Below are 22,698 nucleotides of genomic sequence, written 5' to 3' on the forward strand. Positions count from 1 at the left end.
CTCCATGGTTCGACCCGTGCTGATGCGCTCCGGCCCGAAAAGGCGTCCACTGGATCAGTGGAGAGGAGCTGGAATGTCCGAGATCACCGGCACCGGCATATCCGTCGCCCATGAGGCGTACGCCTTTGCCTGCATGCGCTGTGGATACGGCTGGGAGCAGGCGTACGAGATCGAGCACCACATCGACGCCGCAGGCCACAATTTCGTCGTCTACAAGGCTGACGGGGAGCGGGTCCCGTCCCCGCTGTCCAGCCCCACCTGCATGAACTGCGGCGGTCATGTCGTCCGGATCATGCGTGCGGGGCAGGTGTCGTCGGTGCTGGACCTGATCGCCGCGACGGAGAAGCACCGGCGGGGATCGAAGGAGACCAAGCCCGTCTCACCGGCCGGACCCATCGGCCAGGAGCTGACCGAGGACGACTCCGAGCAGCCCCCGGTGCCGCACCACTGGCACCTGTCCGACCTGCTGCACCCCTTCCGGCGTCACCCGTAGCCCCGGAGCGTCCCGCCCCGGGCCGGGGGCGGCCCCCCCGGGCCCGGCGCATCCGCGCGCGCCGGCACTCGTGACCCTCGTACGATCGGGGTCATGAGTGCCAAGGACGCCCCGCCGCCGCTGCCCGAACCCCTCCTCGTGGAGGTCGCGGACTCGCACACCCACCTGGACCTCCAGTCCGGGACCGTCGAGGAGGCGCTGGTCAAGGCCGCCGCCGTCGGAGTGACCACGGTCGTGCAGGTCGGCTGCGACGTGAAGGGCTCCCAGTGGGCCGCGGAGACCGCCGCCGCCCACGAGCACGTGCACGCGGCCGTCGCCCTGCACCCCAACGAAGCGCCCCGGATCGTCCTCGGGGACCCTGAGGGAGGCCGGTCCCGGCAGGGCGCCCGCGCGGGGGGCGGCGAATCCGCCCTCGACGACGCGCTCTCCGAGATCGACCGCCTCGCCGCCCTCCCGTACGTCCGCGGCGTCGGCGAGACCGGCCTCGACTTCTTCCGGACGGGCCCCGAGGGCATCGCCGCGCAGGAGCGTTCCTTCCGCGCCCACATCGAGATCGCCAAGCGGCACGGCAAGGCGCTCGTCATCCACGACCGCGAGGCCCACGCCGACGTGCTGCGCGTCCTGGACGAGGAGGGCGCCCCCGAGCGGACCGTCTTCCACTGCTACTCCGGCGACGCCGCCATGGCCGAGATCTGCGCCGCCAAGGGCTACTACATGTCCTTCGCCGGCAACGTCACCTTCAAGAACGCCCAGCACCTGCGTGACGCGCTCGCCGTCGCCCCGCTGGAACTCGTCCTCGTCGAGACCGACGCCCCCTTCCTCACCCCGGCGCCCTACCGCGGCCGCCCGAACGCCCCCTACCTGATCCCGGTCACGCTCCGGGCCATGGCGGAGGTCCGCGGCATCGACGAGAACGACATGGCCGAGGCGATCGCCGTGAACACGGCCCGCGCCTTCGATTACTGATCCATAACGCTTACGTGTCGTAGTCGAATCACCACACTGCGCGAGGGGCGCCCGGGTAGGGTCCCGGCCTCGTGAGCACTTCCCAGGGCAGTCACCGCGCCGGACGACGGGCCGCGCCCGTGCCCGTGCACGACCAGCCGACCCAGGCCGCGCCGCTCGTCGTCCCCGCCCCGGGAGCCGCCCCGGGAGCCGCCCCGGGAGCCGCCCCGGGAGCCGCCCCGGGCCTCGTCCCCGGGCAGGGCTCCCGCGCCGGGTCCCGGCGGGCCGCCCGCCGCCGCAAGGCCTCGGGGCCCGCCGGGGAGGGGCTGCGGCGGCTCGTCCCGCAGGCGCTCGTCGTCGCCTTCCTGGCCGGCGGCACCAGCGCCTTCGTCGCCGACGACAAGGCCGTCCGGCTCTCCGTCGACGGCGTCCCGCGCACCCTCCACACCTTCGCCGACGACGTCGAGGAACTACTCGCCGACGAGGGCGTCGCCGTCGGCGCCCACGACATCGTCGCGCCCACCCCCGCCGAGGCCCTGGCCAGCGGCGACGAGATCGTCGTCCGGTACGGCCGCCCCGTCGCCCTCACCCTCGACGGGCAGCGCCGCCAGGTCTGGACGACCGCCCGGACCGTCGAGGGCGCGCTGCGCCAGCTCGGGGTCCGCGCGGAGGGCGCGTACCTCTCGGTCTCCCGCGGTGCCCCCATCTCCCGCAGCGGGCTCGCCCTCGACGTGCGGACCGAGCGGACGGTCACCTTCCTCGCCGACGGGCGGGAGCGGACCATCCGGACGAACGCCGCCACCGTCCGCGAGGCCCTCACCGAGGCCGGGATCACCCTCTCCGCGCAGGACGCCACCTCCGTCGTCCCCGACTCCTTCCCGCGCGACGGCCAGACGGTCACCGTGCTGCGGATCACCGGCTCGAAGGTGACGCGCGAGGAGCCCGTCCCGTACGCCGTGGAACGGACCCGCGACCCCGAGCTCTTCGTCGGCACCGAGGTCGTCGACCGGCAGGGCGCGGCCGGCGTCCGCCGCGTCACGTACAGCCTGCGGACGGTCAACGGCGTCCAGCAGAGGCCCCGCCGGATCGGCGAGGAGATCGTCCGCGAACCCGTCAGCCGGCGGGTCCGGGTCGGCACCAGGCCCATGCCGACCTCCGTCGCGGGCGCCGACGGCCTCGACTGGGGCGCGCTCGCCGCCTGCGAGTCCGGCGGCCGCCCGAACGCCGTCGACCCGTCGGGGACGTACGGCGGGCTCTACCAGTTCGACCCCGGCACCTGGCGGTCCCTCGGCGGCAGCGGCGTCGCCCAGAACGCGCCCGCCGCCGAGCAGACCTTCCGCGCGAAGAAGCTGTACGTGCAGCGGGGGGCGAGCCCGTGGCCCCACTGCGGACGGCGGCTGCACGGGTGAGGCGGGGCGAGGCGGGGGGAGTCGGGGTGAGTCGTCGGGATGCCCCACGGGTGCCCCGTAGGCTGTACCGGTGAGCACCACCACCGGCCCCGAAAGCCCCGACGCCCTCCTCGGCCCCGCCGACATCCGTGAACTGGCGGCCGCCCTCGGCGTACGCCCCACGAAGCAGAAGGGCCAGAACTTCGTCATCGACGCCAACACCGTCCGGCGGATCGTCCGCACGGCCGGGGTGCGGCCCGACGACGTCGCCGTGGAGGTGGGGCCCGGACTCGGCTCCCTCACCCTCGCCCTCCTGGAGGCCGCGGACCGGGTGACGGCCGTCGAGATCGACGATGTGCTCGCCGCCGCGCTGCCCGCCACGATCGCCGCCCGCATGCCCGCCCGCGCCGACCGCTTCGCGCTCGTGCACTCCGACGCGATGCAGGTCCAGGAGCTGCCGGGCCCGGCGCCCACCGCGCTCGTCGCGAACCTGCCGTACAACGTCGCCGTGCCCGTCCTGCTGCACATGCTGGAGCGGTTCCCGAGCATCGAGCGGACCCTCGTCATGGTCCAGGCCGAGGTCGCCGACCGGCTCGCCGCCAAGCCGGGCAACAAGGTGTACGGCGTGCCCTCCGTCAAGGCCAACTGGTACGCGGAGGTCAAGCGCGCCGGGTCCATCGGCCGCAACGTCTTCTGGCCCGCGCCGAACGTCGACTCCGGTCTCGTCTCCCTCGTCCGCCGCACCGAGCCGCTGGCGACCACCGCCACCCGGCAGGAGGTCTTCGCGGTCGTCGACGCGGCCTTCGCCCAGCGGCGCAAGACCCTGCGCGCGGCCCTCGCCACGTGGGCGGGCTCGCCCGCGGCGGCGGAGGAGGCCCTGGTGAAGGCCGGGATCTCGCCGCAGGCCCGCGGCGAGGGACTGACGGTGGAGGAGTTCGCCCGGATCGCGGAGGCGAAGGCGTGACCGCCCCGGGAAGCGTCACCGTCCGCGTCCCCGCCAAGGTCAACGTCCAGCTCGCGGTGGGCGCCGCCCGCCCCGACGGCTTCCACGACCTGGCCAACGTCTTCCTCGCGGTCTCCCTCCACGACGAGGTGACGGCGACCCCCACCGACGAGCTGACGATCACCTGCGAGGGCCCGGACGCCGACAAGGTGCCGCTGGACCGCGGCAACCTGGCCGCGCGCGCCGCCGAACTGCTTGCCGCCCGGCACGGCATCTCCCCGGACGTGCACCTGCACATCGCCAAGGACATCCCGGTCGCCGGCGGCATGGCCGGCGGCAGCGCGGACGGCGCGGGCGCCCTGCTCGCCTGCGACGCCCTGTGGGGGCTGCGCTCCTCGCGCGAGGAACTCCTGGAGATCTGCGCCGAGCTCGGCAGCGACGTGCCGTTCAGCCTGGTCGGCGGGGCGGCGCTCGGGACCGGCCGCGGCGAGAGGCTGACGGAGCTTCGGGTCGGCGGCGGCTTCCACTGGGTGTTCGCCGTCGCCGACGGCGGTCTGTCGACCCCGGTGGTGTTCGGCGAGTTCGACCGGCTCACCGAGGGCGTCGAGGTCCCCGAGCCGGCCGCCTCCCCGGCCCTCCTGGACGCCCTGCGCGCCGGAGACACGACGGCGCTCGCGGCCGCCCTCGCCAACGACCTCCAGGCGGCGGCGCTCTCCCTGCGTCCTTCGCTCGCCGAGACGCTGACGGCGGGCACGGCGGCGGGCGCGCTGGCGGCCCTGGTCTCGGGCTCGGGCCCGACGACCGCGTTCCTGGTGAAGGACGCGGAGTCCGCGGAGACCGTCGCCGCCGCCCTGATCGCCTCGGGCACCTGCCGCACGGCGCGGGTGGCGACCTCGCCGGCGCCGGGCGCCACGGTCCTCTAGAGCTTGTTCTTGGAGATCCGGGCCAGGAGCAGGTTCGGGTCCGGGTCCAGCGTGTTGAAGAAGGCCGCGCTGTTCACGTAGACGGTCTTGGCCCGCACCGCCACGGAGGTCGGGTTGTCGAGGCCGTCCGAGCGGGTGAGCACGGTCTTGTGGGTGCCGTCGGGGCGGACGAGCTCCAGCTCGTCGACCTCGTTCAGCGCGGCGAGGACCGTGTCGCCGTGTCCGGTGAAGGCGAAGTCGTCGATGGACGTGAGCCCGGCCGCCCGGATCTCGACCGGGCCGGCCGCGTGGGCGGGACCGGGTCCGATCGGGATGCGCAGCAGGCTCGCGCGGCCGGTGTTCGACACCCAGACGGCACCGTGGTGGACCTTGAGGCCGTTGGCGCCGAAGGGGATCTGCGCGGTGGGTTCGAGCGCGGCTCCGGTGGCCCAGGCCGTGGGCGTGCCGCCGGTCACCGGGAGGCTCCACACCCTGCCGAGCTGCGAGTCGGCCGTGTAGAGGGTGCCGCACTCCTCGTCGAGGGCGAGCCCGTTGGGGAAGGCGTTCGCCGGGAAGAACCCGATCTGCTCCGGCGCGCCGCCGGGCGCGATGCGCCAGACGCCGGTCTTCTCCGTGCCGGTGACGTAGGTGACGTACAGGGTGCCGTCGTGGGCGCGGGCGATGCCCAGGACGACCGCCTGGCCGACGGGCGTCTGCGCGTCCGGCACCTCGGGCAGGGTGGCGAGGATCGTCGTCCCGCCCTCCCTGGTGACGCGGGCGACCTGACGGGCGAACGCGAAGGTGATGTCGGCGGAGCCGTCGGGTTCGAGGGCGATGTTCTCCGCGGTCTGTCCGGCGGCGAAGTCGAAGTGGGCGACGACGCGGGGGTCGGTCACGGTCGGATCGCCGGCCGACGCGGGGCCCGCGGCGAGCACGGCGAGGGCGGCGGTGGCGGTGGCGACGGCGGTGAGGCGTGGGTGTCTCGTCACGGGGGGTCTCCTTCGAGGCGGCTGGGGGCGGTGGCCCGAGAAGAACATGGCGGCCCGTCAGCGGTGGGGCCCGGCAGCCGTGGCCGAGGGGTCGCCCGCGTGGCCGACGGCATGGGACCGGTTGGCACTGCGCCCGCGTGCCCGCTGCTCGGCCGCAGGCACGGGAGCCCGTACGCACCGGCCGGCCGTGCCGTGCGGTCTGCCGGGGTTCCACCGCCGCTGGTCGTGTGCCGGGCGGTGACGTGCCCACCGAGGCCGCGGAGGATCTGTCGCCTTCCCCCGGTGTCCCGGGCTCCCGGTCTGCGCGACGACGAGTACGTCGCAGCCGAGGGCATCCGCCAGGAGCCTCCTCGGCCCAGGGCGCTCGCCGACGGCACGCGAACCGGAGACGCTCCGGATCCGCGGCGAGCGCGGGCACGGGCCGTGTGCCGCGAGGGCCGTCGCGGTGTCACCTCGCGGTGTCACCTCGCGGTGTCACCTCGCGGTCACGCAGTGCGGCCACGGACGCGTCACGCCGCGCGCTCGCCCCGGGCGCCACGTCCGGCTCACGGCCGCTCCGCTACCCGCCGGCCCGGCGCGGCCGCTCGCCTCGTGCCCGGATCTCCACGTCCGCATCCCTCTGCCCGTCGGCGCGGAGGGCGCGGCAACGTACTCTGGGAGATCGATCGATCCCCCGTACAGGAGTCAAAGTGGCCGTCAATCTGGTCAATGTCGAGGCTGTCAGCAAGGTGTACGGCACCCGTGCACTGCTCGACGGCGTCTCGCTCGGCGTCTCCGAGGGGGACCGGATCGGCGTCGTGGGCCGCAACGGCGACGGCAAGACCACCCTCATCCGGATGCTCGCCAAGCTGGAGGAGGCCGACACCGGCCGCGTCACCCACAGCGGCGGGCTGCGCCTCGGCGTGCTCACCCAGCACGACTCGCTCGACCCCGAGGCCACCGTCCGGCACGAGGTCATCGGCGTGATGGCCGACCACGAGTGGGCCGGCAGCGCCAAGATCCGCGACGTGCTCACCGGGCTCTTCGGCGGGCTCGACCTGCCCGGCTTCGAGAACGGCCTCGACACCGTCATCGGCCCGCTCTCCGGCGGTGAGCGCCGCCGCATCGCGCTCGCCAAGCTGCTCATCGAGGACCAGGACCTGATCGTCCTCGACGAGCCCACCAACCACCTCGACGTCGAGGGCATCTCCTGGCTGGCCAAGCACCTCCAGGAGCGCCGCTCCGCGCTCGTCTGCGTCACCCACGACCGCTGGTTCCTCGACCAGGTCTGCACCCGCATGTGGGACGTGCAGCGCGGCGCCGTCCACGAGTACGAGGGCGGCTACTCCGACTACGTCTTCTCCCGTGCCGAGCGCGAGCGCATCGCCGCCACGGAGGAGTCCAAGCGGCAGAACCTGATGCGCAAGGAGCTGGCCTGGCTGCGGCGCGGCGCCCCCGCCCGCACCTCCAAGCCCCGCTACCGCATCGAGGCCGCCAACGAGCTGATCGCCGACGTGCCGCCGCCGCGCGACACCTCCGAGCTGATGAAGTTCGCCAACGCCCGGCTCGGCAAGACCGTGTTCGACCTGGAGGACGTGACCGTCACCGCCGGTCCCAAGACCCTCCTCCAGCACCTCACCTGGCAGCTCGGCCCCGGCGACCGCATCGGCCTCGTCGGCGTCAACGGCGCGGGCAAGACCTCACTCCTGCGCGCCCTCGCCGACGCCGCCGTCAGCCAGGGCGAGATCCAGCCCGCGGCCGGCAGCGTCACCGTCGGCAAGACCGTCCGGCTCGCCTACCTCTCCCAGGACGTCACCGAACTTCCCGGCACCCTGCGGGTCCTGGAGGCCGTCCAGCAGATCCGCGACCGGGTCGACCTCGGCAAGGGCCGCGAGATGACCGCCGGGCAGCTCTGCGAGCAGTTCGGCTTCTCCAAGGAGAAGCAGTGGACGCCCGTCGGCGACCTCTCCGGCGGTGAGCGCCGCCGCCTCCAGCTGCTCCGCCTGCTGATGGACGAGCCGAACGTCCTCTTCCTCGACGAGCCCACCAACGACCTCGACATCGAGACCCTCACCCAGCTGGAGGACCTCCTCGACGGCTGGCCGGGCTCCATGGTCGTCATCTCCCACGACCGGTTCTTCATCGAGCGCACCACCGACCGGACGCTCGCGCTGCTCGGCGACCAGACCCTGCGGATGCTGCCCCGCGGCATCGACGAGTACCTGGAGCGGCGCCGGAAGATGATCGAGGCGGCCGTCCCGGCGCCCGCCGCCGCGCCCGCGCAGGCGAAGGCGGGCGTCTCCGCCGCCGACAGCCGCGCCGCCAAGAAGGAGCTGCAGAAGGTCGAGCGACAGCTCGACAAGCTCTCCGACAAGGAGGGCAGGCTGCACGCGCGGATCGCCGAGAACGCCACCGATTTCGAGCTCGTGGCGAAGCTCGACGCGGAGCTCCGGGAACTCGCGGGTGAACGCGAGGAATTGGAGATGCGCTGGCTCGAACTGGCCGAGGACGCATAACGAGGGCATCACAGGCCGGTCCTCCCTTGGGTACAAGGGGCGGACCGGTCGCTTTTGCGCCGACGCGTGAGTGGTAGAAAGAAAACCCGCTCACGTCAAGGGGGAACTGCTGATGACCCAGCCGCCCAGCAACCAGCCGCCGGGGGGCTTCGGAGCTCCCCAGGATCCGAACCAGGGCCCGCACCAGGGCACGCCGCCCGTGCCGCCCGTCCCGCCGCAGGCACCGCAGACTCCGCCGCCGCCCGCCGGCCCGCCCGGGGTGCCCCCGAGCGTGCCCGGACCCTACGGGCAGCAGCCGCAGCCCGGTTACGGATACCCGCAGCAGGGCCAGCCCGGTCAGCCGGGTCCGTACGGCCAGCCGGGGCAGCCCGGCCCGTACGGCCAGCAGCCCCCGCAGCAGCCGTACGGCTACCCGCAGCAGCCGGGACCGTACGGCCAGCAGCAGCAGAACCCGTACGGCGGGTACCCCACCCAGCCGATGTACCAGGGCGCCCCCACCCCGCCGCCCTCCGGCGGCGGCCTCAAGGGCCGCACCGGCCTCGTCGCCGCCATCGCCGCGGGCGCCGTCCTGGTGGCCGCCGTCACCACCTGGGCCGTCGTCGGCGGAGACGACGGCAAGGACCCGATCGCCGGTCCGACCGCCACCGCCGGCTCCTCCTCCAACGCCCCCGCGCCCACCGAGTCGGTGGACAAGGGCGACGGCTCGGGCGACGGCTCCAAGGGCGGCGACGACGACCTCAACGCCGGCCGCCAGGCCGGCGAGGCCAAGGTCGACTGGCTGCTCCAGAACGACGTCGACCTGCCCCGCAACGGCGCCGACGTCCTCGGTCCGTGGATCGTCGGCGACACCGTCGTCAAGGCCATGTACAAGGGCATCGTCGGCTACAACCTGAGCGACGGCGCCCCGAAGTGGCACGTCGACGTGCCGTTCGAGCTGTGCGCCGCGCCCGCGGAGCCCTCGGCGAACGGCGTCATGGTCTTCGCCTACGCCGAGAGCGCCAAGGACGGCGCCAAGTGCACCTCGCTCCAGCAGATCGACCTGAAGACCGGCAAGGCCGGCTGGAAGAAGGCCGTACCGAAGCCCAAGGGCCTCTTCGCCTTCTCGGACAACACCCTGTCCATCAGCGGCAACACGGTGACCGTCTCCGGCTCCAGCAGCTCCTACGGCTTCTCGCTGGCCGACGGCAGGCAGCTCTTCACCGGCGCGACGACCGGCTGCAAGCCCTTCGCGTACGCCGGCGGCAGCAAGCTGATCGCCGCCGTGGACTGCCCGTCGGGCAGCACCACCAAGAAGATCCAGGGCGTCAGCCAGGTCGACCCGAACACGGGCAAGCCCAAGTGGACCTTCAAGCTGGAGACCGACTGGGAGGTGGACCGGGTCTACTCGGTCGACCCGCTGGTCGTCTCCGCCACCCAGCGCGAGCAGAAGAAGTGGACCATCTTCGCGCTCAACCCCAACGGTTCGCTCCGCTCGCAGATCCAGGGCGGCAAGGACAAGTTCGCCCCCTCCTGCGGCGGCGGGTTCGTCATCTTCGGCAAGAACCTCCAGGGCTGCACGGGTGTCGCCGCCGACGCGAACACCTTCTACATGGCCACCGAGACCTCGTACGGCACACCCAACGAGGTCGTCGCCTTCGACCTGAAGAACGGCAAGGCCAAGTGGCGCTCCAAGGCGCCCGGTGAGCAGTCCATGATCCCGCTCCGCATGGAGGGCGGCCAGGTCCTGGTCTACGTGGACCCGTCGTACGACAAGGGCGGCGCCGTCGCGACGATCGCCCCCACCGGCGGTGCGCCGAAGGTCGTGCTCCAGCACCCGGCGTCGACGGCCCAGGTCGAGAACAACTTCTACAGCCCGGGCTACGCGTACGGCGCCGGCACCTTCGTCGTGGCGAGCGGGCGCGTCTCCGCGTCGAACGACAAGGAAGAAAAGCTGGTCAAGACGATGATGGCCTTCAGCAAGTGAGGTACACGGACCGATGACGCAGCCACCCCCACCGCCACCGAACCGGCCCCCGGACCCGCAGGGCGGCTTCGGCGCGCCGACGCCGCCCCCGCCGCAGCAGCCGGAGCCCGGTTACGGCTACCCGCAGCAGGCGCCGCCGCCGCAGCCGGACCCGGGGTACGGGTACCCGCAGCAGGCGCCGGACCCCGGCTACGGCTATCCGCCGGGGGCGCATCCCGGGCCGCAGGGCCCGGGGGGACAGCCGCCGGCGACGCCGCAGCAGCCGTACGGCTACCCGGCGCAGCCGCCCACGCAGCCGCAGCAGCCCTACGGCGCCGGCTACCAGCAGCCGGCCCAGCCCCCGTACGGCTATCCGCAGCAGCAGCCCTACGGCGGGTACCAGCAGCCCGCCACGGCCGCGGCACCGGCCGTGGGGCAGGGCGGCGGCAGGAAGCTGTCGGCGCAGCTCCAGATCGTCATCGCGGCGGTCGTCGCGGTCGTCCTGATCATCGGCGCCGGCATCTGGTACGCCGGGTCCGGTGACGGCGGCGGCAAGGCCGACGAGTCCAAGGGCACCGGTGGCGCCTCGCAGGGCGCCGACGGCGGGACCGGTGGCAGCCAGGGCATCGGTGGCGACGGCAAGGAGAAGGCGGGCGGGAACACCCACGCGAAGCCGGCGTTCCAGCTCGACGTGCCGAAGGTCCCCGACACCACGCCCGTCGCCGGCTCGTGGGTGACCGACAAGGTCTTCGTGAAGACCGGCGTCAACTCGGTGGTCGGCTACGACCTCGACAAGGGCACGGTCGCCTGGACCCTGCCGCTGACCGGCCAGGTCTGCGGCGCCTCCCGGCACATGACCGCCGACCACAAGGTGCCGATCCTCTTCGAGGCGTCCAAGCGCGTGGCGCCCCGGTTCTACAAGGAGTGCACCGAGGTCGGCGTGGTCGACCTCGACACCGGGAAGCTGGTCTGGTCGACCTCCGTCACCGGCGGGGCGGCGGGCGACGGCAAGGTGCGGTTCGGCGAGGTGACGCTCAGCGGCAAGACGGTCGCGGCCGGCGGCCTCGACGGCGGCGCCGCCTTCGACGTCGCCAACGGCAACCCGCGCTGGAAGCCGCAGGCCAACGACCAGGGCTGCTACGACATGGGGTACGGCGGCGGCGAGGGTCTCGTCGCGGTCCGCAAGTGCGGCTCGTACGACGCCCAGTACGTGATGATCCAGAACCTCGACCCGGTGTCGGGCGCCCCGCTCTCGCAGTTCAAGATGCCGACCGGCGTCAAGTACGCGTCCGTGGTCTCCACCAGGCCGCTGGTCGTCGCGGCCGACGTCGGCGACAGCGCCGGCGACGGCAGCGGCATCTCGGACTTCTTCTCCCTCGACGAGAAGACCGGGAAGCTGAAGGCGAAGATCACGGCGGACGCCGACCAGTACGCGGCCCGCTGCCGCTCGACCAAGGTCGAGGCCTGCACGCAGGCGCTCGTCGGCAACGGCCGGCTGTACGTGCCGACCGAGGAGCACGAGGGCGCCTCCGGCGAGTTCGGCGACGAGACCAACGAGGTGATCGGCTTCGACCTGGCCACCGGGAGGACGGTGCCGGAGAAGGCGGACGCCGGCGACAAGTACACGCTGATCCCGCTCCGCATGGACGGGGGCGACCTGATCGCGTACAAGGAGCCCCCGTACGACAAGGGCGGGCAGATCGTGTCCATCCACGGGGGCACGATGAAGGAGACCCTGCTCCTGGAGAACCCGTCGGACAAGGTGAACCGGGAGAAGGAGAACAGCTTCTCCATCAACGGCGCCGAGTTCCTCTACGAGGACGGCCGGCTGTTCATCTCGTCGGTGAACGTGAGCAAGACCCGCGAGTCCGCCTCGGCGTACGACAAGCGGTACCTCGCGGTGGCGTACAGCACCAAGGGCTGAGGCGCGCCGCGAAGGACACGAGGAGGGCCTCCCCGGGATTCCGGGGAGGCCCTCCTCGCGCGTGTGCGGGCACGCGGCGGGTCGGCGGCCCGGGACGACGGAGTCGTCGATGACGCGAGATCCCCCTTTTCGGGGGACGGAGGTTGACGGGCTGTGAGGCGGGGGAGCGTGTAGCTTGCCGGGCGGGGTGGCCGGTGGACGGCGGCCCGGAGGACGGGGGATGACCGGGATGGGCGTACGGCTCGTGGTGGTGGACGACCACCGCCTGCTCGCGGAGGCGCTCGCCTCGGCGCTGAAGCTGCGCGGGCACCGGGTGCTCGCGGCGGCGGCGCCGGTGGCGGGAGCGGCGGAGCTCGTGGTGAGCCGGGCGCCGGAGGTCTGTCTCCTGGGCACGGCCGCACCGGCCGAACCCGGGGCCTTCGACGTGGTCGTACGGATCAGGCGCGAGCGGCCGCAGGTGGCCGTGGTGGTGCTCGGCCCGGTGCCCTCGCCGCGCGGGATCGCGGCGGCGTTCGCCGCCGGGGCCTCGGGGTACGTCCGGCACGACGAGCGCATCGAGGGCGTCGAACGCGCGCTGGTGAAGGCGCGGGCGGGAGAGTCGGCGGTGGCGCCGCAGCTGCTCCAGTCGGCCTTCGCGGAGCTGCTGCACCCCTCTGCGCAGCCGGACGACGAGGGCCAGCGGCTGCTGCGGCTGCTGACGCAGCGGGAGGTGGAGGTCCTCGTCCGGGTGGCGGAGGGGGAGGACACCCGGCTGATCGCGGAGGGGATGGGGATCGCGCCGAGCACGGCCCGGACGCATGTGCAGCGGGTCCTGATGAAGCTGGGGGTGGGGTCGCGTCTGGAGGCGGCGGCCCTCGCGGCCCGTACGGGGCTGCTCGACCGCGCGGTGCCGGTGCAGCGGGGTCCGTCCCTCTGACGTTCGGGTGAAGCCCGGTCCCTTCGTTCGTGGGAGGGGCCGGGCTTCGCCGTTGACGGCGATGTTGGAATGTGGTTCCTTGTGCGTGGTTATGTTTGAACCGCCGGAGGGCACCCCGTGAAGAAGACCGTCACCACGCTCGCCGACGGGCGCGAGCTGATCTACTACGACACCCGGGACGACGCCGTCCGCACCGCCGTCGACACCCGGCCGCTCGACCCCGTCGCCTCCACCACCGAGCTCCGGCACGACGCGCTCCTCGGGGACTCCGTCGCCGTCGCCTCGCACCGGCAGGGCCGCACGTACCACCCGCCGGTAGGCGAATGCCCGCTCTGCCCCTCCGGCGACGGACGGCAGAGCGAGATCCCCGCCCCCGACTACGAGGTCGTCGTCTTCGAGAACCGCTTCCCCACCCTCGCCGGGGAGTCGGGCCGCTGCGAGGTCGTCTGCTTCACCGCCGACCACGAGGCCTCCTTCGCCGACCTCACCCCCGAGCGGGCCGCCCTCGTACTCGACGCCTGGACCGACCGCACCACCGAACTCGCCACCCGCCCCGGTGTCGAGCAGGTCTACTGCTTCGAGAACCGCGGCGCCGAGATCGGCGTCACCCTCGCCCACCCCCACGGGCAGATCTACGCCTACCCGACCGCCACCCCCCGCACCGCCCTCATGCAGCGGCACGCGGCCGAGCACAAGGCCCGCACCGGAGGAAACCTCTTCGACGACGTCGTCGCCCGGGAACGCGCCGACGCCCAGAGGATCGTCCTGGAGACCGGGCACTGGATCGCCTTCGTGCCCTACGCCGCCCACTGGCCGTACGAGGTCCACCTCTACCCGACCCGCCGGGTGCCCGACCTGCGCGCGCTCGACGAGGGGGCCCGCACAGAGTTCCCACAGATCTATCTGGAACTCTTGAGGCGCTTCGACCGGATCTTCGGGCCGGAGGAGCCGCCGACGCCGTACATCTCCGCCTGGCACCAGGCGCCGTTCACCGGTGCGGACCGCGAGGAGTTCGCCCTGCACCTGGAACTCTTCACCGTCCGCCGGACGTCCGGCAGGCTCAAGTACCTCGCGGGCACCGAGTCCGGCATGAGCGCGTTCAGCAACGACGTGCCGCCGGAGACGGCGGCCCGGCGACTCCGAGAGGTGGCAGGCAAGTGACCGAGGCAGTGCGGAAGTACCTGGTGACCGGCGGCGCCGGATACGTGGGCAGCGTCGTCGCCGCCCACCTCCTGGAACGGGGCCACCGGGTCACCGTCCTCGACGACCTCTCCACCGGCTTCGCCGAAGCCGTCCCGGCCGGCGCCGAGTTCGTCGAGGGCCGCATCCAGGACGCGGCGCGATGGCTGGACGACTCCTACGACGGCGTCCTGCACTTCGCCGCCTTCTCCCAGGTCGGCGAGTCCGTCGCCAAGCCCGGGAAGTACTGGGAGAACAACGTCGGCGGCACCATGGCCCTGCTCGCCGCGATGCGCTCCGCCGGCGTCCGCAGGCTGGTCTTCTCCTCCACCGCCGCGACCTACGGCGAGCCGGAGACCGTCCCGATCACCGAGACCGCCCCGACCGCCCCCACCAGCCCCTACGGGGCCAGCAAGCTCGCCGTCGACCACATGATCGGCGGGGAGTGCACCGCCCACGGCCTCGCCGCCGTCTCGCTGCGCTACTTCAACGTCGCCGGCGCGTACGGCTCCCTCGGCGAGCGCCACGCACCCGAGTCGCACCTCGTCCCGCTCGTCCTGCAGGTCGCCCTCGGCGACCGCGAGGCGATCTCCGTGTACGGCGACGACTACCCGACCCCCGACGGCACCTGCGTCCGCGACTACATCCACGTCGCCGACCTCGCCGAGGCCCACCTCCTGGCGCTCGACGCGATGACCGCGGGCGAGCACCTGATCTGCAACCTCGGCAACGGCAACGGCTTCTCCGTCCGCGAGGTCGTCGAGACCGTACGGAAGGTCACCGGGCACCCGATCCCGGAGATCACCGCCCCGCGCCGGGCCGGCGACCCCGCCGTCCTCGTCGCCTCCGCCGAGGCCGCCCGCGAGCGGCTCGGCTGGACTCCGTCCCGCCCGGGCCTCGCGGACGTCGTCGCCGACGCCTGGGACTTCGCACGGGCCCGGCACCAGGGAGACCGCGCATGAGCGTCGCCGCCGACTTCGAGGCGCTCTACGGCGCCGCCCCCGACGGTGTCTGGGCCGCCCCCGGCCGGGTCAACCTCATCGGCGAGTACACCGACTTCAACGACGGGTTCGTGCTGCCGCTCGCACTGCCGCACACCACCGTCGCCGCCGTCGCCCGCCGCGACGACGGGGTGCTGCGCCTGCACTCCGCCGACATCGACGCCGGCATCGTCCAGCTCGCGGTCGACTCCCTCGAACCGCTCTCCGGCGGCGGCTGGGCCGCCTACCCGGCCGGCGTCGTCTGGGCGCTGCGGGAGGCCGGGCACCAGGTCACCGGCGCGGACGTCCACCTCACCTCGACCGTGCCGACCGGCGCCGGACTCTCCTCGTCGGCCGCCCTGGAGGTCGTCACCGCGCTCGCCCTGAACGACCTGTTCGGGCTCGGGCTCTCCCGCCCCGAGCTCGCCCGGCTCGCCCAGCGCGCCGAGAACGCCTTCGCCGGCGTCCCCTGCGGGGTGATGGACCAGATGGCCTCTGCCTGCGCGAAGGAGGGCCACGCCCTGTACCTGGACACCCGGGACCTCTCGTACCGGCAGGTCCCCTTCGACCTCGCGCGGGAGGGGCTGCGGCTGCTCGTCGTCGACACCCGGGTGAAGCACGCGCTCGGCGACGGCGCGTACGCCGAGCGGCGCGCCGGCTGCGAAGCCGGTGCGCGGGCGCTCGGAGTCCGGGCCCTGCGCGACGTGAGCGTCGTGCAACTGCCCGAAGCCCTCGCACTGCTGAGCGACGAGACGGTTCTGCGCTACGTGCGGCACGTCGTCTCCGACAACGCCCGCGTGGAGCGGACGATCGCGCTGCTCGACGCCGGGGACACCCGGGCCGTCGGCCCCGTCCTCACCGAGGGGCACGCCTCCCTCCGGGACGACCTGCGGGTCTCCTGCCCGGAGCTCGACCTGGTCGTCGAGGCGGCGAACGCCGCCGGGGCGCTCGGGGCCCGGATGACCGGCGGCGGCTTCGGCGGCTCCGCCGTCGTCCTCGTCGACGCCGACCGGGCGGACGCGGTCGCCGCCGCCGTCGAGAAGGCCTTCGCCGAGGCCGGCCACGCGGCCCCCGGCATCTTCCCGGCCGTCCCCGCGGCGGGTGCGAGACGCCTCTGACCCTCCCTCGGACCCTCCCGTACGGCGCGCCGCTCGCCCCGTACGGGGCCGTGGACACCCTCCGTACGCCCGTACGACTTCGGACAGTTCCGTGAATCGGCCCCCGCCGTGACGCCCCGCCCCTACTCTGAGGGGCAGCGCCGGTGGGGGCCGGTGCTGTTCAGGGGGCGAGACCCGGTCGGGTACGGCGCCGGAAGCGGGGGTAACAGTCAACGCACGGCGGCGGCCGCGCGGATGACGGACCCGCCTGCGACGCCGTACCCGCGTCGGCCTTCCCGTTCCTCGACACTTGGGGGTGTCCGTGGCACGTATCCGTGTCCTCGTGGTGGACGACCACCGCGTCTTCGCCGAATCGCTGGCCGCCGCACTCGCGGCCGAGCCCGATGTCGACGTCGCCGCCGCGGGAAGCGGCCCGGCCGCCCTGCGCTGCCTGGAGCGCGGTGCCGCGGAGGGCCGCAGGTTCGACGTGCTGCTCGTCGACGCCGAGCTGGGCGCCGGTCCCGCGGGGTCCGTGGCCCGCGCGGTGCCGGACGACGCCGAGGGTGCCGTCGACGGGATCTCCCTGGTCGCGGGGGTGCGCAGGGTCCAGCCCGCGGTCCGTACCGTCGTCCTCGCGGAGAAGGACGACCCGCACCGGGCCGCCCTCGCGCTCCAGGCCGGGGCCTCCGGCTGGGTGGCGAAGGACTGCTCGCTCCAGCGGCTCCTCGCGGTGGTCCGCGGGGTGCTGCGGGACGAGACGCATCTGCCGCCCGCGCTGCTCACGGGTGTCCTGCGGGAGCTGACGGCCGCCCGCAAGCACCGGACGGACAGCGAGCGGCTCGTGGAGTCGCTGACCCCGCGCGAGCGGGAGGTGCTGCGCTGCATGGTGGCGGGCCTGGGGCGCAAGGCGGTCGCCGAGCGCCTCTTCCTGTCCCCGCACACCGTGCGTACGCATATGCAGAACGTGCTGGGGAAGCTGGGCGTGCACTCGACCCTGGCGGCGGTCGCCCTGGCCAGGCGAGCGGGGGTGGGGCCGGCCCAGCTGGGCGGGGTGCCGCTGTCCGGACTATCCGGGGACGTTGTCGAACGGGGCGGTCAGCTGGCGTAGCAGGGCGGCGAGTTCGCCGCGCTGGCCCCGGGAGAGCTGGGCCAGGATGGCCCGCTCCTGGGCGAGCAGCCCGGCGAGCGCCTCGTCGGCGCGGTCGCGGCCCTCGGGGGTGAGCCGGACCAGGACGCCGCGCCGGTCGCTGGGGTCGGGGAGCCGCTCGACGAGGCCCTTCTTGGTGAGCCGGTCGATGCGGTTGGTCATGGTGCCGGAGGTGACCAGGGTCTGGGTCAGGAGCTGGCCGGGGGAGAGCTGGTACGGGGCCCCGGCGCGGCGCAGGGAGGTGAGGACGTCGAATTCCCAGGGCTCCAGCTGGTGCTCGGAGAAGGCGAGCCGACGGGCGCGGTCGAGGTGCCGGGCGAGCCGCGAGACGCGGCTGAGCACCTCGAGCGGTTCCACGTCGAGGTCGGGGCGCTCGCGGCGCCATGCTGCGACCAGTCGGTCGACCTCGTCCTCCATGACGATCAGTGTAGAGGGTCTGTTGACATAAAGTCTCTTGGGGTCAAGTTTCTCCATGTCGAGTATCTTGGAATCAAGATATATTTCCCTGGACTGTGGGGAAGGGACCCGGCCGGAACTCCGTTCCGCTTCGGCAACTCGTGCCAGCAAGGGGGCTTCGAACATGCATTCCGTGGAATCCGCCGCACCATCCGCGCCGACATGGGATCCACAGCAGTACCTCCGTCACTCGGGCCACCGCACACGGCCCTTCCTCGACCTGCTCACCCGAATACCGCACCTGCCCGCACAGGACCGGCCCGCCCGAATCGCCGACATCGGGTGCGGCCCCGGAAACGTGACCGTCCTCCTCGCCGACCGCTGGGCCGACGCCCACATCACCGGCTTCGACCTCTCGCCCGTCATGCTGGAGCAGGCCGAGAAGGACTGGTCCGGCACCACCCGCGGCGGCGGCTGGATCGACTTCCGGCCCGCCGACGCCGCGCACTGGACCCCCACCGAGCCCTACGACCTGATCGTCTCCAACGCGGCCCTCCAGTGGGTGCCCAACCACCCCGAGTCCTTCGCGGGCTGGATCGACGGACTCCGGCCCGGCGGCACCCTCGCCTTCCAGGTCCCCGGCAACTTCACCTCGCCCAGCCACGCCCTGCTCGGCGAACTCTGCGAGACCCCCGAGTGGCGCGGCCGCCTGGGCGACCAGGGCCGGCGTTTCGTCCATGTCCTCGACACCTCCGACTACCTCACCCGCCTCACCGACCTCGGCTGCGAGACGGATGTCTGGGAGACGACGTACTGCCAGCTGCTCCAGGGCGAGGACCCCGTCCTCGACTGGGTCAAGGGCACGGCCCTGCGGCCCGTCCTCACCACCCTGGGCGACGACCAGGACGCGATCGACGCCTTCCTCGGCCAGTACCGCGACCTCCTCCGCGAGGCCTACCCGCAGGGCCCGCACGGCACGGTGTTCCCGTTCCGCCGGATCTTCGCCGTCGCCCGCAAGCCCGACTGACGTGCCGGTCCGGCACGCGCGGACGCCCCGCACCGGAACTCCGGTGCGGGGCGTCCGCGCGTGCGTGGGTGATCCCTAGGACATGGCGTTGTAGATCTGGAAGCCGGTGCCCACCTTGCTCCGGTTGCCGAACCTGCCCGGCGTGGTGTTCAGGTAGCTGTAGAGGTCGCCCGCCGAGGTGACGCCCAGCAGGTCGCCCTTGCCGTCGCCGTTCAGATCGCCCGGCGCGACCAGCTTGGTGTACGTGTTCCAGCCGCTGCCGACCTTCACCCGCGTACCGAACGGCGTGGCCGCGTTGCCCGTGCCCGGGTACACGTACAGGTCGCCGCCCGAGGTGCGGGCCACGACGTCCGCGCGCCCGTCGAGGGTGTAGTCGCCCGCGCCGATGATCTTGTTGAAGGAGCCCCAGCCGCCGCCGACCTTGACGCGCGATCCGAGCGCCGTGCTCCGGCCGGTGCCCCGGTACAGGTACAGGTCGCCGGAGCGGTCGCGGGCCAGCAGGTCGGCCCTGCCGTCGCCGGTCAGGTCGCCCGGGCCGGCGAGGGCGTTGTAGACGCCCCAGCCCGAGCCGATGTAGCCGCCGTCGACGTAGAGGCCGTTGTCGAAGAGCTGCGCGATGTCGGACCAGTTGTCCGGGGCCAGGGAGGCCAGGTGCGTGTAGTCGGCCCCCCGCCAGCCGCCCGCGGGGCCGTACTGGCTGCGCTTGCTCAGCAGGCCGTCGGTCCGGCTGCGGTACCAGAACATGGTGCCGGCCGAGTCCCGCGCCAGGACGCCCTCCTTGGTGGCGCTCACCGGGCTGTTGCTCGCCCCGCCGAACTGCGGGACGCCTTCCCAGCCGCCCGCCGTGCTGGCCTGCGTCCGGGGCGCCAGGGTGCCGTCGCCCCTGCCGGTGTAGTACCAGAAGGTGCCCTTGGCGTCGCGGGCGAGGATCTCGCCGCTGCCGTCGTCGTTGTCGTCGCCCACGGGGACGATCGTGTTGTAGGTGTTCCAGCCGGAACCGATGGCGAACCGGGGCGCGAACCGCCTGTTCTTGTCGCCCGTACCGGCGTAGAAGTACAGGGTGCCGAGGGTGTCCCGGGCGTACAGGTCGGCCCAGCCGTCGCCGTTGTTGTCGCCGAAGCCGATGAGCTGGTCGTAGGTGTTCCAGCCGGGGCCGAGGTTCACCCGCGCCGAGAACGGCGCGCTGCGCTTGCCGGTCGCGTAGTACAGGTACAGGTTGCCGGCGGTGTCGCGGGCGAGCAGGTCGGCCAGGTTGTCGTCGTTGACGTCACCGGGCGAGAAGAGCTTGTTGTAGATCTCCCAGCCCTGGCCCTGCCACGCGAGCGCCGCCGAGGTGGGCGTGGCGTCCGCGTACATGGTGAGCGTGCCCTGCGGGGAGAGCATCAGGACCTCGGGGCCGCCGCCGACCGCGTCCTGGTTGCCGATCGGGATGATGTCCTTCGGGGGCTCGGAGTGGACCCCGTTGAAGGCGCCGCCGCCCTCCGCGGCCAGCGAGGTGTAGACGTTGCCGTCCCAGCCGCGGTAGATCAGGTCGCTCACGCCGTCGTCGTCGAAGTCCGACAGCGGGTCGGGGACCCGGGACCCGTTGGCGGCGGCGGCACCGGCGCTCCCGGCGGGGGCGCCCGCACGGCCCGTGCCGGGCACGGGTCGTGTCAGCGGCGGAGCGGTGAAGTCGGTCGCCGGCGTCTCGACGGCGGCGTGCGGAGGCGCGGGCCGATCGGCCGACGCCGGGGTCGCGAGCAGCATGCCCGCGGAGAGGACGAGAGCGGTGCAGGCCGCGAGGCGGGCACGCGTGAAGTGCACAGAACGCAAGAGATCCCCCCCAGGGATCAGAATGTCGTCGGACCGGGTACAGGCGTCCGCGGCACCTCCGTACGGCGGAGAAAGCGCATACGAAGGGCGAACGCCCCCGGGTCCTCGGGAGCATACCGCCCGGGGGTGACGGCGGGTTCCGGGAACGGGGGACGCCCCGCACCGGAGATCCGGTGCGGGGCGTCGGAGCAGGCCTGGAACGGGTCAGGACATGCTGTTGTAGACCTGGAAGCCGCCGCCGAGCTTGACGCGCGGGGCGAACTTGCCCGGCGCCGTGTTCAGGTAGCGGTAGAGGTCGCCGCCCGAGGTCACGCCCAGCAGGTCGGCCTTGCCGTCGGCGTTCAGGTCGCCGGGGGCGATCACCTTGGTGTACGCGTTCCAGCCGCTGCCGACCTTCACGCGCGTCTTGAACGCGGACGTCGCGTTGCCCGTGCCCGGGTACACGTACAGGTCGCCGCCCGGGGTGCGGGCCGCGATGTCCGTACGGCCGTCGCCGGTGAAGTCGCCGGCGCCGACGATCTTGTTGAAGCCGTTCCAGCCGCTGCCGACCCTGACGCGCGACGAGAGCGCCGTGCCCTTGCCGTTGCCCTTGTAGAGGTACAGGTCGCCGACGCGGTCGCGGGCCAGCAGGTCGCCCTTGCCGTCGCCGCTCAGGTCGCCGGGGCCGACGAGGGCGTTGTAGATGTTCCAGCCGCTGCCGATCCGGTTGCCGTCGACGTACAGCTCGCCGACCGGGTCGCCGTCGAGCTGCACGGCGTAGTCCGAGAGGCCGTCCGGGTTCAGCGAGGACAGGTTCGTGAACGTCAGTCCGTTCACCTCGCCGTCGGGGAGGACCTGCTGGCGGGGGAACAGCTTGCCGGTGGTGGAGTTGGTGTACCAGTACAGCGACCCGGCGGCCGTCGTCGCGACGACGCCCTCCTTGCCCGTGTACGGGATGTTGCCGGCGGCGGCGAGCTGCGCGACGCCCGTGAGGTCGCCCGTGCCGCCCAGCTGCACGCGCCCGCCCAGGGTGCCGTTGCCGTTCCCGGAGTAGGCGAAGAGCGTGCCCGCGTTGTCCCGGGCCAGCAGGCCGCCGTTCCCGGCGCGCAGGATCTGGTTGTAGATTCCCCAGCCGCCGCCGATGGACTTCCGGGTGCCGAACGGCTTGTTCTTGTCGCCCGTACCGGCGTAGAACCACAGCGTGCCGGCGGTGTCGCGGGCGTACAGGTCGGCCTTGCCGTCGCCGGTGCCGTCGCCCAGGCCCACGAGCTGGTCGTAGGCGCCCCAGCCGTTGCCGACCAGGGTGCGGGCGCCGAGCGGCGCGGAGGCGCTGCCGGTGCCCAGGTACAGGTACAGCGCACCGTCCTGGGTGCGGGCGATCACGTCGGCGCGGCCGTCGCCGTTCACGTCGCCGGGCGAGGTGACCTTGTTGTAGATCTGCCAGCCGCCGCCCACCACTGAGGAGTACGGGGTGCCGGACGGATCGGCGTCGGTGTACAGGGTGAGCGTGCCGTTCTCGGAGAGGACGAGCACCTCGGGCTCGGCCGTGCTGCCGCCCTGGTTGCCGATCGGGATGACGTCCTTCGCGACGTCCTCGTAGCGGAAGAGGTCGAAGAGGTCACCGTTGCCGGAGGACGTGTTCGAGAAGAGCTCGCCGTCCACGGTGCGGAAGACGATGTCCTCGGCGCCGTCGAGGTCCAGGTCGGACAGCAGCGGAGACGCCGCCGCGACCGCGGCCGCGCCCGCGCGGGCGGTGTCCTTCCCGGCTCGGGCGCCGTCCTTCTTCGGGAGCGTCAGCTTCGGCGGCGTGAAGGAGGGCTTCACCTTCTCGACCGACGGGACCGGCGCAGGGGTGTCGGCGGACGCCGGGCCCGCGAGGAGCATGCCGGCCGAGAGGGCGAGCGCGGTGCAGGTGGCGACACGACGGGAACGAGTGGAGTTCGGGAAAAGCAAGATCCCCCCCAGGGATCAGAGGTTCGACAGAACCACACAGGGGGGCTCGCACAGCGTCGGGCGGCATCAGCGCAGGCACAAGGGCATGCGGGGACGGCCTCGTCCGACGGTCGGACACCCCCCCCGGATGTTGAAACCGAGTCTACCTACCGGGGAGGCTTGCGCCAGAGCTTTACTCTCCGAATCCGGCC

The 22,698-nt window shown here is 73.0% G+C and carries 18 protein-coding genes; 14 read left to right on the plus strand and 4 right to left on the minus strand.

Annotation, left to right across the window (positions count from 1 at the left end; all coding sequences use genetic code 11):
* Positions 1–73: 73 nt before the first annotated feature.
* The 5 genes from ACIP84_RS28445 (at position 74) to ACIP84_RS28465 (ending at position 4,692) form a co-directional block, all read left to right on the plus strand.
* Positions 74–493 (plus strand): hypothetical protein, encoded by a 420-nt coding sequence (locus ACIP84_RS28445; protein WP_319319232.1) that lies wholly within the window; start codon positions 74–76, stop codon positions 491–493.
* 93 nt (positions 494–586) lie between these two features.
* Positions 587–1,459 (plus strand): TatD family hydrolase, encoded by an 873-nt coding sequence (locus tag ACIP84_RS28450; protein WP_355963992.1) that lies wholly within the window; start codon positions 587–589, stop codon positions 1,457–1,459.
* Positions 1,460–1,530: 71 nt separating this feature from the next.
* Positions 1,531–2,847, plus strand: a complete 1,317-nt coding sequence (locus ACIP84_RS28455) for a ubiquitin-like domain-containing protein (protein WP_355963991.1) — start codon at positions 1,531–1,533, stop codon at positions 2,845–2,847.
* A 70-nt stretch (positions 2,848–2,917) separates the two neighbouring features.
* Positions 2,918–3,790, plus strand: coding sequence for a 16S rRNA (adenine(1518)-N(6)/adenine(1519)-N(6))-dimethyltransferase RsmA (gene rsmA, locus ACIP84_RS28460; RefSeq protein ID WP_401801475.1), 873 nt, complete (start codon positions 2,918–2,920; stop codon positions 3,788–3,790).
* Positions 3,787–4,692, plus strand: a complete 906-nt coding sequence (locus ACIP84_RS28465; protein ID WP_401801478.1) for a 4-(cytidine 5'-diphospho)-2-C-methyl-D-erythritol kinase — start codon at positions 3,787–3,789, stop codon at positions 4,690–4,692. The genes rsmA and ACIP84_RS28465 overlap by 4 nt, the downstream gene beginning before the upstream one ends.
* On the opposite strand, the gene ACIP84_RS28470 is transcribed toward ACIP84_RS28465, so the two are convergent.
* Positions 4,689–5,660, minus strand: a complete 972-nt coding sequence (locus ACIP84_RS28470) for a hypothetical protein (RefSeq protein WP_401801481.1) — start codon at positions 5,658–5,660, stop codon at positions 4,689–4,691. The genes ACIP84_RS28465 and ACIP84_RS28470 overlap by 4 nt on opposite strands.
* A gap of 689 nt (positions 5,661–6,349) precedes the next feature.
* Here ACIP84_RS28470 and ACIP84_RS28475 point away from each other — a divergent pair.
* The 8 genes from ACIP84_RS28475 (at position 6,350) to ACIP84_RS28510 (ending at position 17,301) form a co-directional block, all read left to right on the plus strand.
* Positions 6,350–8,155 (plus strand): ABC-F family ATP-binding cassette domain-containing protein, encoded by a 1,806-nt coding sequence (locus tag ACIP84_RS28475; protein ID WP_401801484.1) that lies wholly within the window; start codon positions 6,350–6,352, stop codon positions 8,153–8,155.
* A gap of 112 nt (positions 8,156–8,267) precedes the next feature.
* Positions 8,268–10,118: a PQQ-binding-like beta-propeller repeat protein gene (locus tag ACIP84_RS28480; protein ID WP_401801486.1), complete on the plus strand. Its 1,851-nt coding sequence runs from the start codon at positions 8,268–8,270 to the stop codon at positions 10,116–10,118.
* Positions 10,119–10,131: 13 nt separating this feature from the next.
* Positions 10,132–12,021, plus strand: a complete 1,890-nt coding sequence (locus ACIP84_RS28485) for a PQQ-binding-like beta-propeller repeat protein (protein ID WP_401801489.1) — start codon at positions 10,132–10,134, stop codon at positions 12,019–12,021.
* A gap of 229 nt (positions 12,022–12,250) precedes the next feature.
* Positions 12,251–12,937, plus strand: a complete 687-nt coding sequence (locus ACIP84_RS28490) for a response regulator transcription factor (protein WP_355970244.1) — start codon at positions 12,251–12,253, stop codon at positions 12,935–12,937.
* A 117-nt stretch (positions 12,938–13,054) separates the two neighbouring features.
* Positions 13,055–14,098 carry a galactose-1-phosphate uridylyltransferase gene (gene galT, locus ACIP84_RS28495; protein WP_401801492.1) on the plus strand — a complete coding sequence of 348 codons (1,044 nt, stop codon included), beginning with the start codon at positions 13,055–13,057 and terminating at the stop codon, positions 14,096–14,098.
* 8 nt (positions 14,099–14,106) lie between these two features.
* Complete coding sequence (gene galE, locus ACIP84_RS28500) at positions 14,107–15,078, plus strand: UDP-glucose 4-epimerase GalE (protein WP_401801699.1); 972 nt, start codon at positions 14,107–14,109, stop codon at positions 15,076–15,078.
* On the plus strand, positions 15,075–16,214 hold the full coding sequence (gene galK, locus ACIP84_RS28505; protein WP_401801494.1) for a galactokinase: 1,140 nt from the start codon (positions 15,075–15,077) through the stop codon (positions 16,212–16,214). Before galE ends, galK begins: the two co-directional genes overlap by 4 nt.
* 301 nt (positions 16,215–16,515) lie before the next feature.
* Positions 16,516–17,301 (plus strand): response regulator transcription factor, encoded by a 786-nt coding sequence (locus tag ACIP84_RS28510; protein WP_355970233.1) that lies wholly within the window; start codon positions 16,516–16,518, stop codon positions 17,299–17,301.
* Here ACIP84_RS28510 and ACIP84_RS28515 read toward each other — a convergent pair.
* Positions 17,260–17,757: a MarR family winged helix-turn-helix transcriptional regulator gene (locus ACIP84_RS28515; protein ID WP_030315385.1), complete on the minus strand. Its 498-nt coding sequence runs from the start codon at positions 17,755–17,757 to the stop codon at positions 17,260–17,262. The genes ACIP84_RS28510 and ACIP84_RS28515 overlap by 42 nt on opposite strands.
* Before the next feature lie 163 nt (positions 17,758–17,920).
* Here ACIP84_RS28515 and ACIP84_RS28520 point away from each other — a divergent pair, with 163 nt between their 5' ends.
* Positions 17,921–18,763 carry a trans-aconitate 2-methyltransferase gene (locus tag ACIP84_RS28520; RefSeq protein WP_355970229.1) on the plus strand — a complete coding sequence of 281 codons (843 nt, stop codon included), beginning with the start codon at positions 17,921–17,923 and terminating at the stop codon, positions 18,761–18,763.
* 75 nt (positions 18,764–18,838) lie between these two features.
* On the opposite strand, the gene ACIP84_RS28525 is transcribed toward ACIP84_RS28520, so the two are convergent.
* Together ACIP84_RS28525 and ACIP84_RS28530 are read right to left on the minus strand one after the other, a co-directional pair.
* Positions 18,839–20,566 carry an FG-GAP repeat domain-containing protein gene (locus ACIP84_RS28525; RefSeq protein WP_401801702.1) on the minus strand — a complete coding sequence of 576 codons (1,728 nt, stop codon included), beginning with the start codon at positions 20,564–20,566 and terminating at the stop codon, positions 18,839–18,841.
* Positions 20,567–20,779: 213 nt separating this feature from the next.
* Entirely contained in the window at positions 20,780–22,507 is a 1,728-nt protein-coding gene (locus ACIP84_RS28530) for an FG-GAP repeat domain-containing protein (protein WP_401801498.1), read from the minus strand.
* Positions 22,508–22,698 lie beyond the last annotated feature (191 nt).

It is taken from the genome of Streptomyces sp. NPDC088707 (assembly GCF_044752725.1).
Taxonomy (GTDB): Bacteria; Actinomycetota; Actinomycetes; order Streptomycetales; family Streptomycetaceae; genus Streptomyces.

Excerpts from the sequence above, each read along its gene's own strand:
- ACIP84_RS28445 (WP_319319232.1), top strand. The coding sequence starts at position 74 with ATGTCCGAGATCACCGGCACCGGCATATCCGTCGCCCATGAGGCGTAC.
- ACIP84_RS28450 (WP_355963992.1), top strand. The coding sequence starts at position 587 with ATGAGTGCCAAGGACGCCCCGCCGCCGCTGCCCGAACCCCTCCTCGTG.
- ACIP84_RS28480 (WP_401801486.1), top strand. The coding sequence starts at position 8,268 with ATGACCCAGCCGCCCAGCAACCAGCCGCCGGGGGGCTTCGGAGCTCCC.
- ACIP84_RS28485 (WP_401801489.1), top strand. The coding sequence starts at position 10,132 with ATGACGCAGCCACCCCCACCGCCACCGAACCGGCCCCCGGACCCGCAG.
- ACIP84_RS28490 (WP_355970244.1), top strand. The coding sequence starts at position 12,251 with ATGGGCGTACGGCTCGTGGTGGTGGACGACCACCGCCTGCTCGCGGAG.
- galK (WP_401801494.1), top strand. The coding sequence starts at position 15,075 with ATGAGCGTCGCCGCCGACTTCGAGGCGCTCTACGGCGCCGCCCCCGAC.
- ACIP84_RS28515 (WP_030315385.1), bottom strand. The coding sequence starts at position 17,757 with ATGGAGGACGAGGTCGACCGACTGGTCGCAGCATGGCGCCGCGAGCGC.
- ACIP84_RS28520 (WP_355970229.1), top strand. The coding sequence starts at position 17,921 with ATGCATTCCGTGGAATCCGCCGCACCATCCGCGCCGACATGGGATCCA.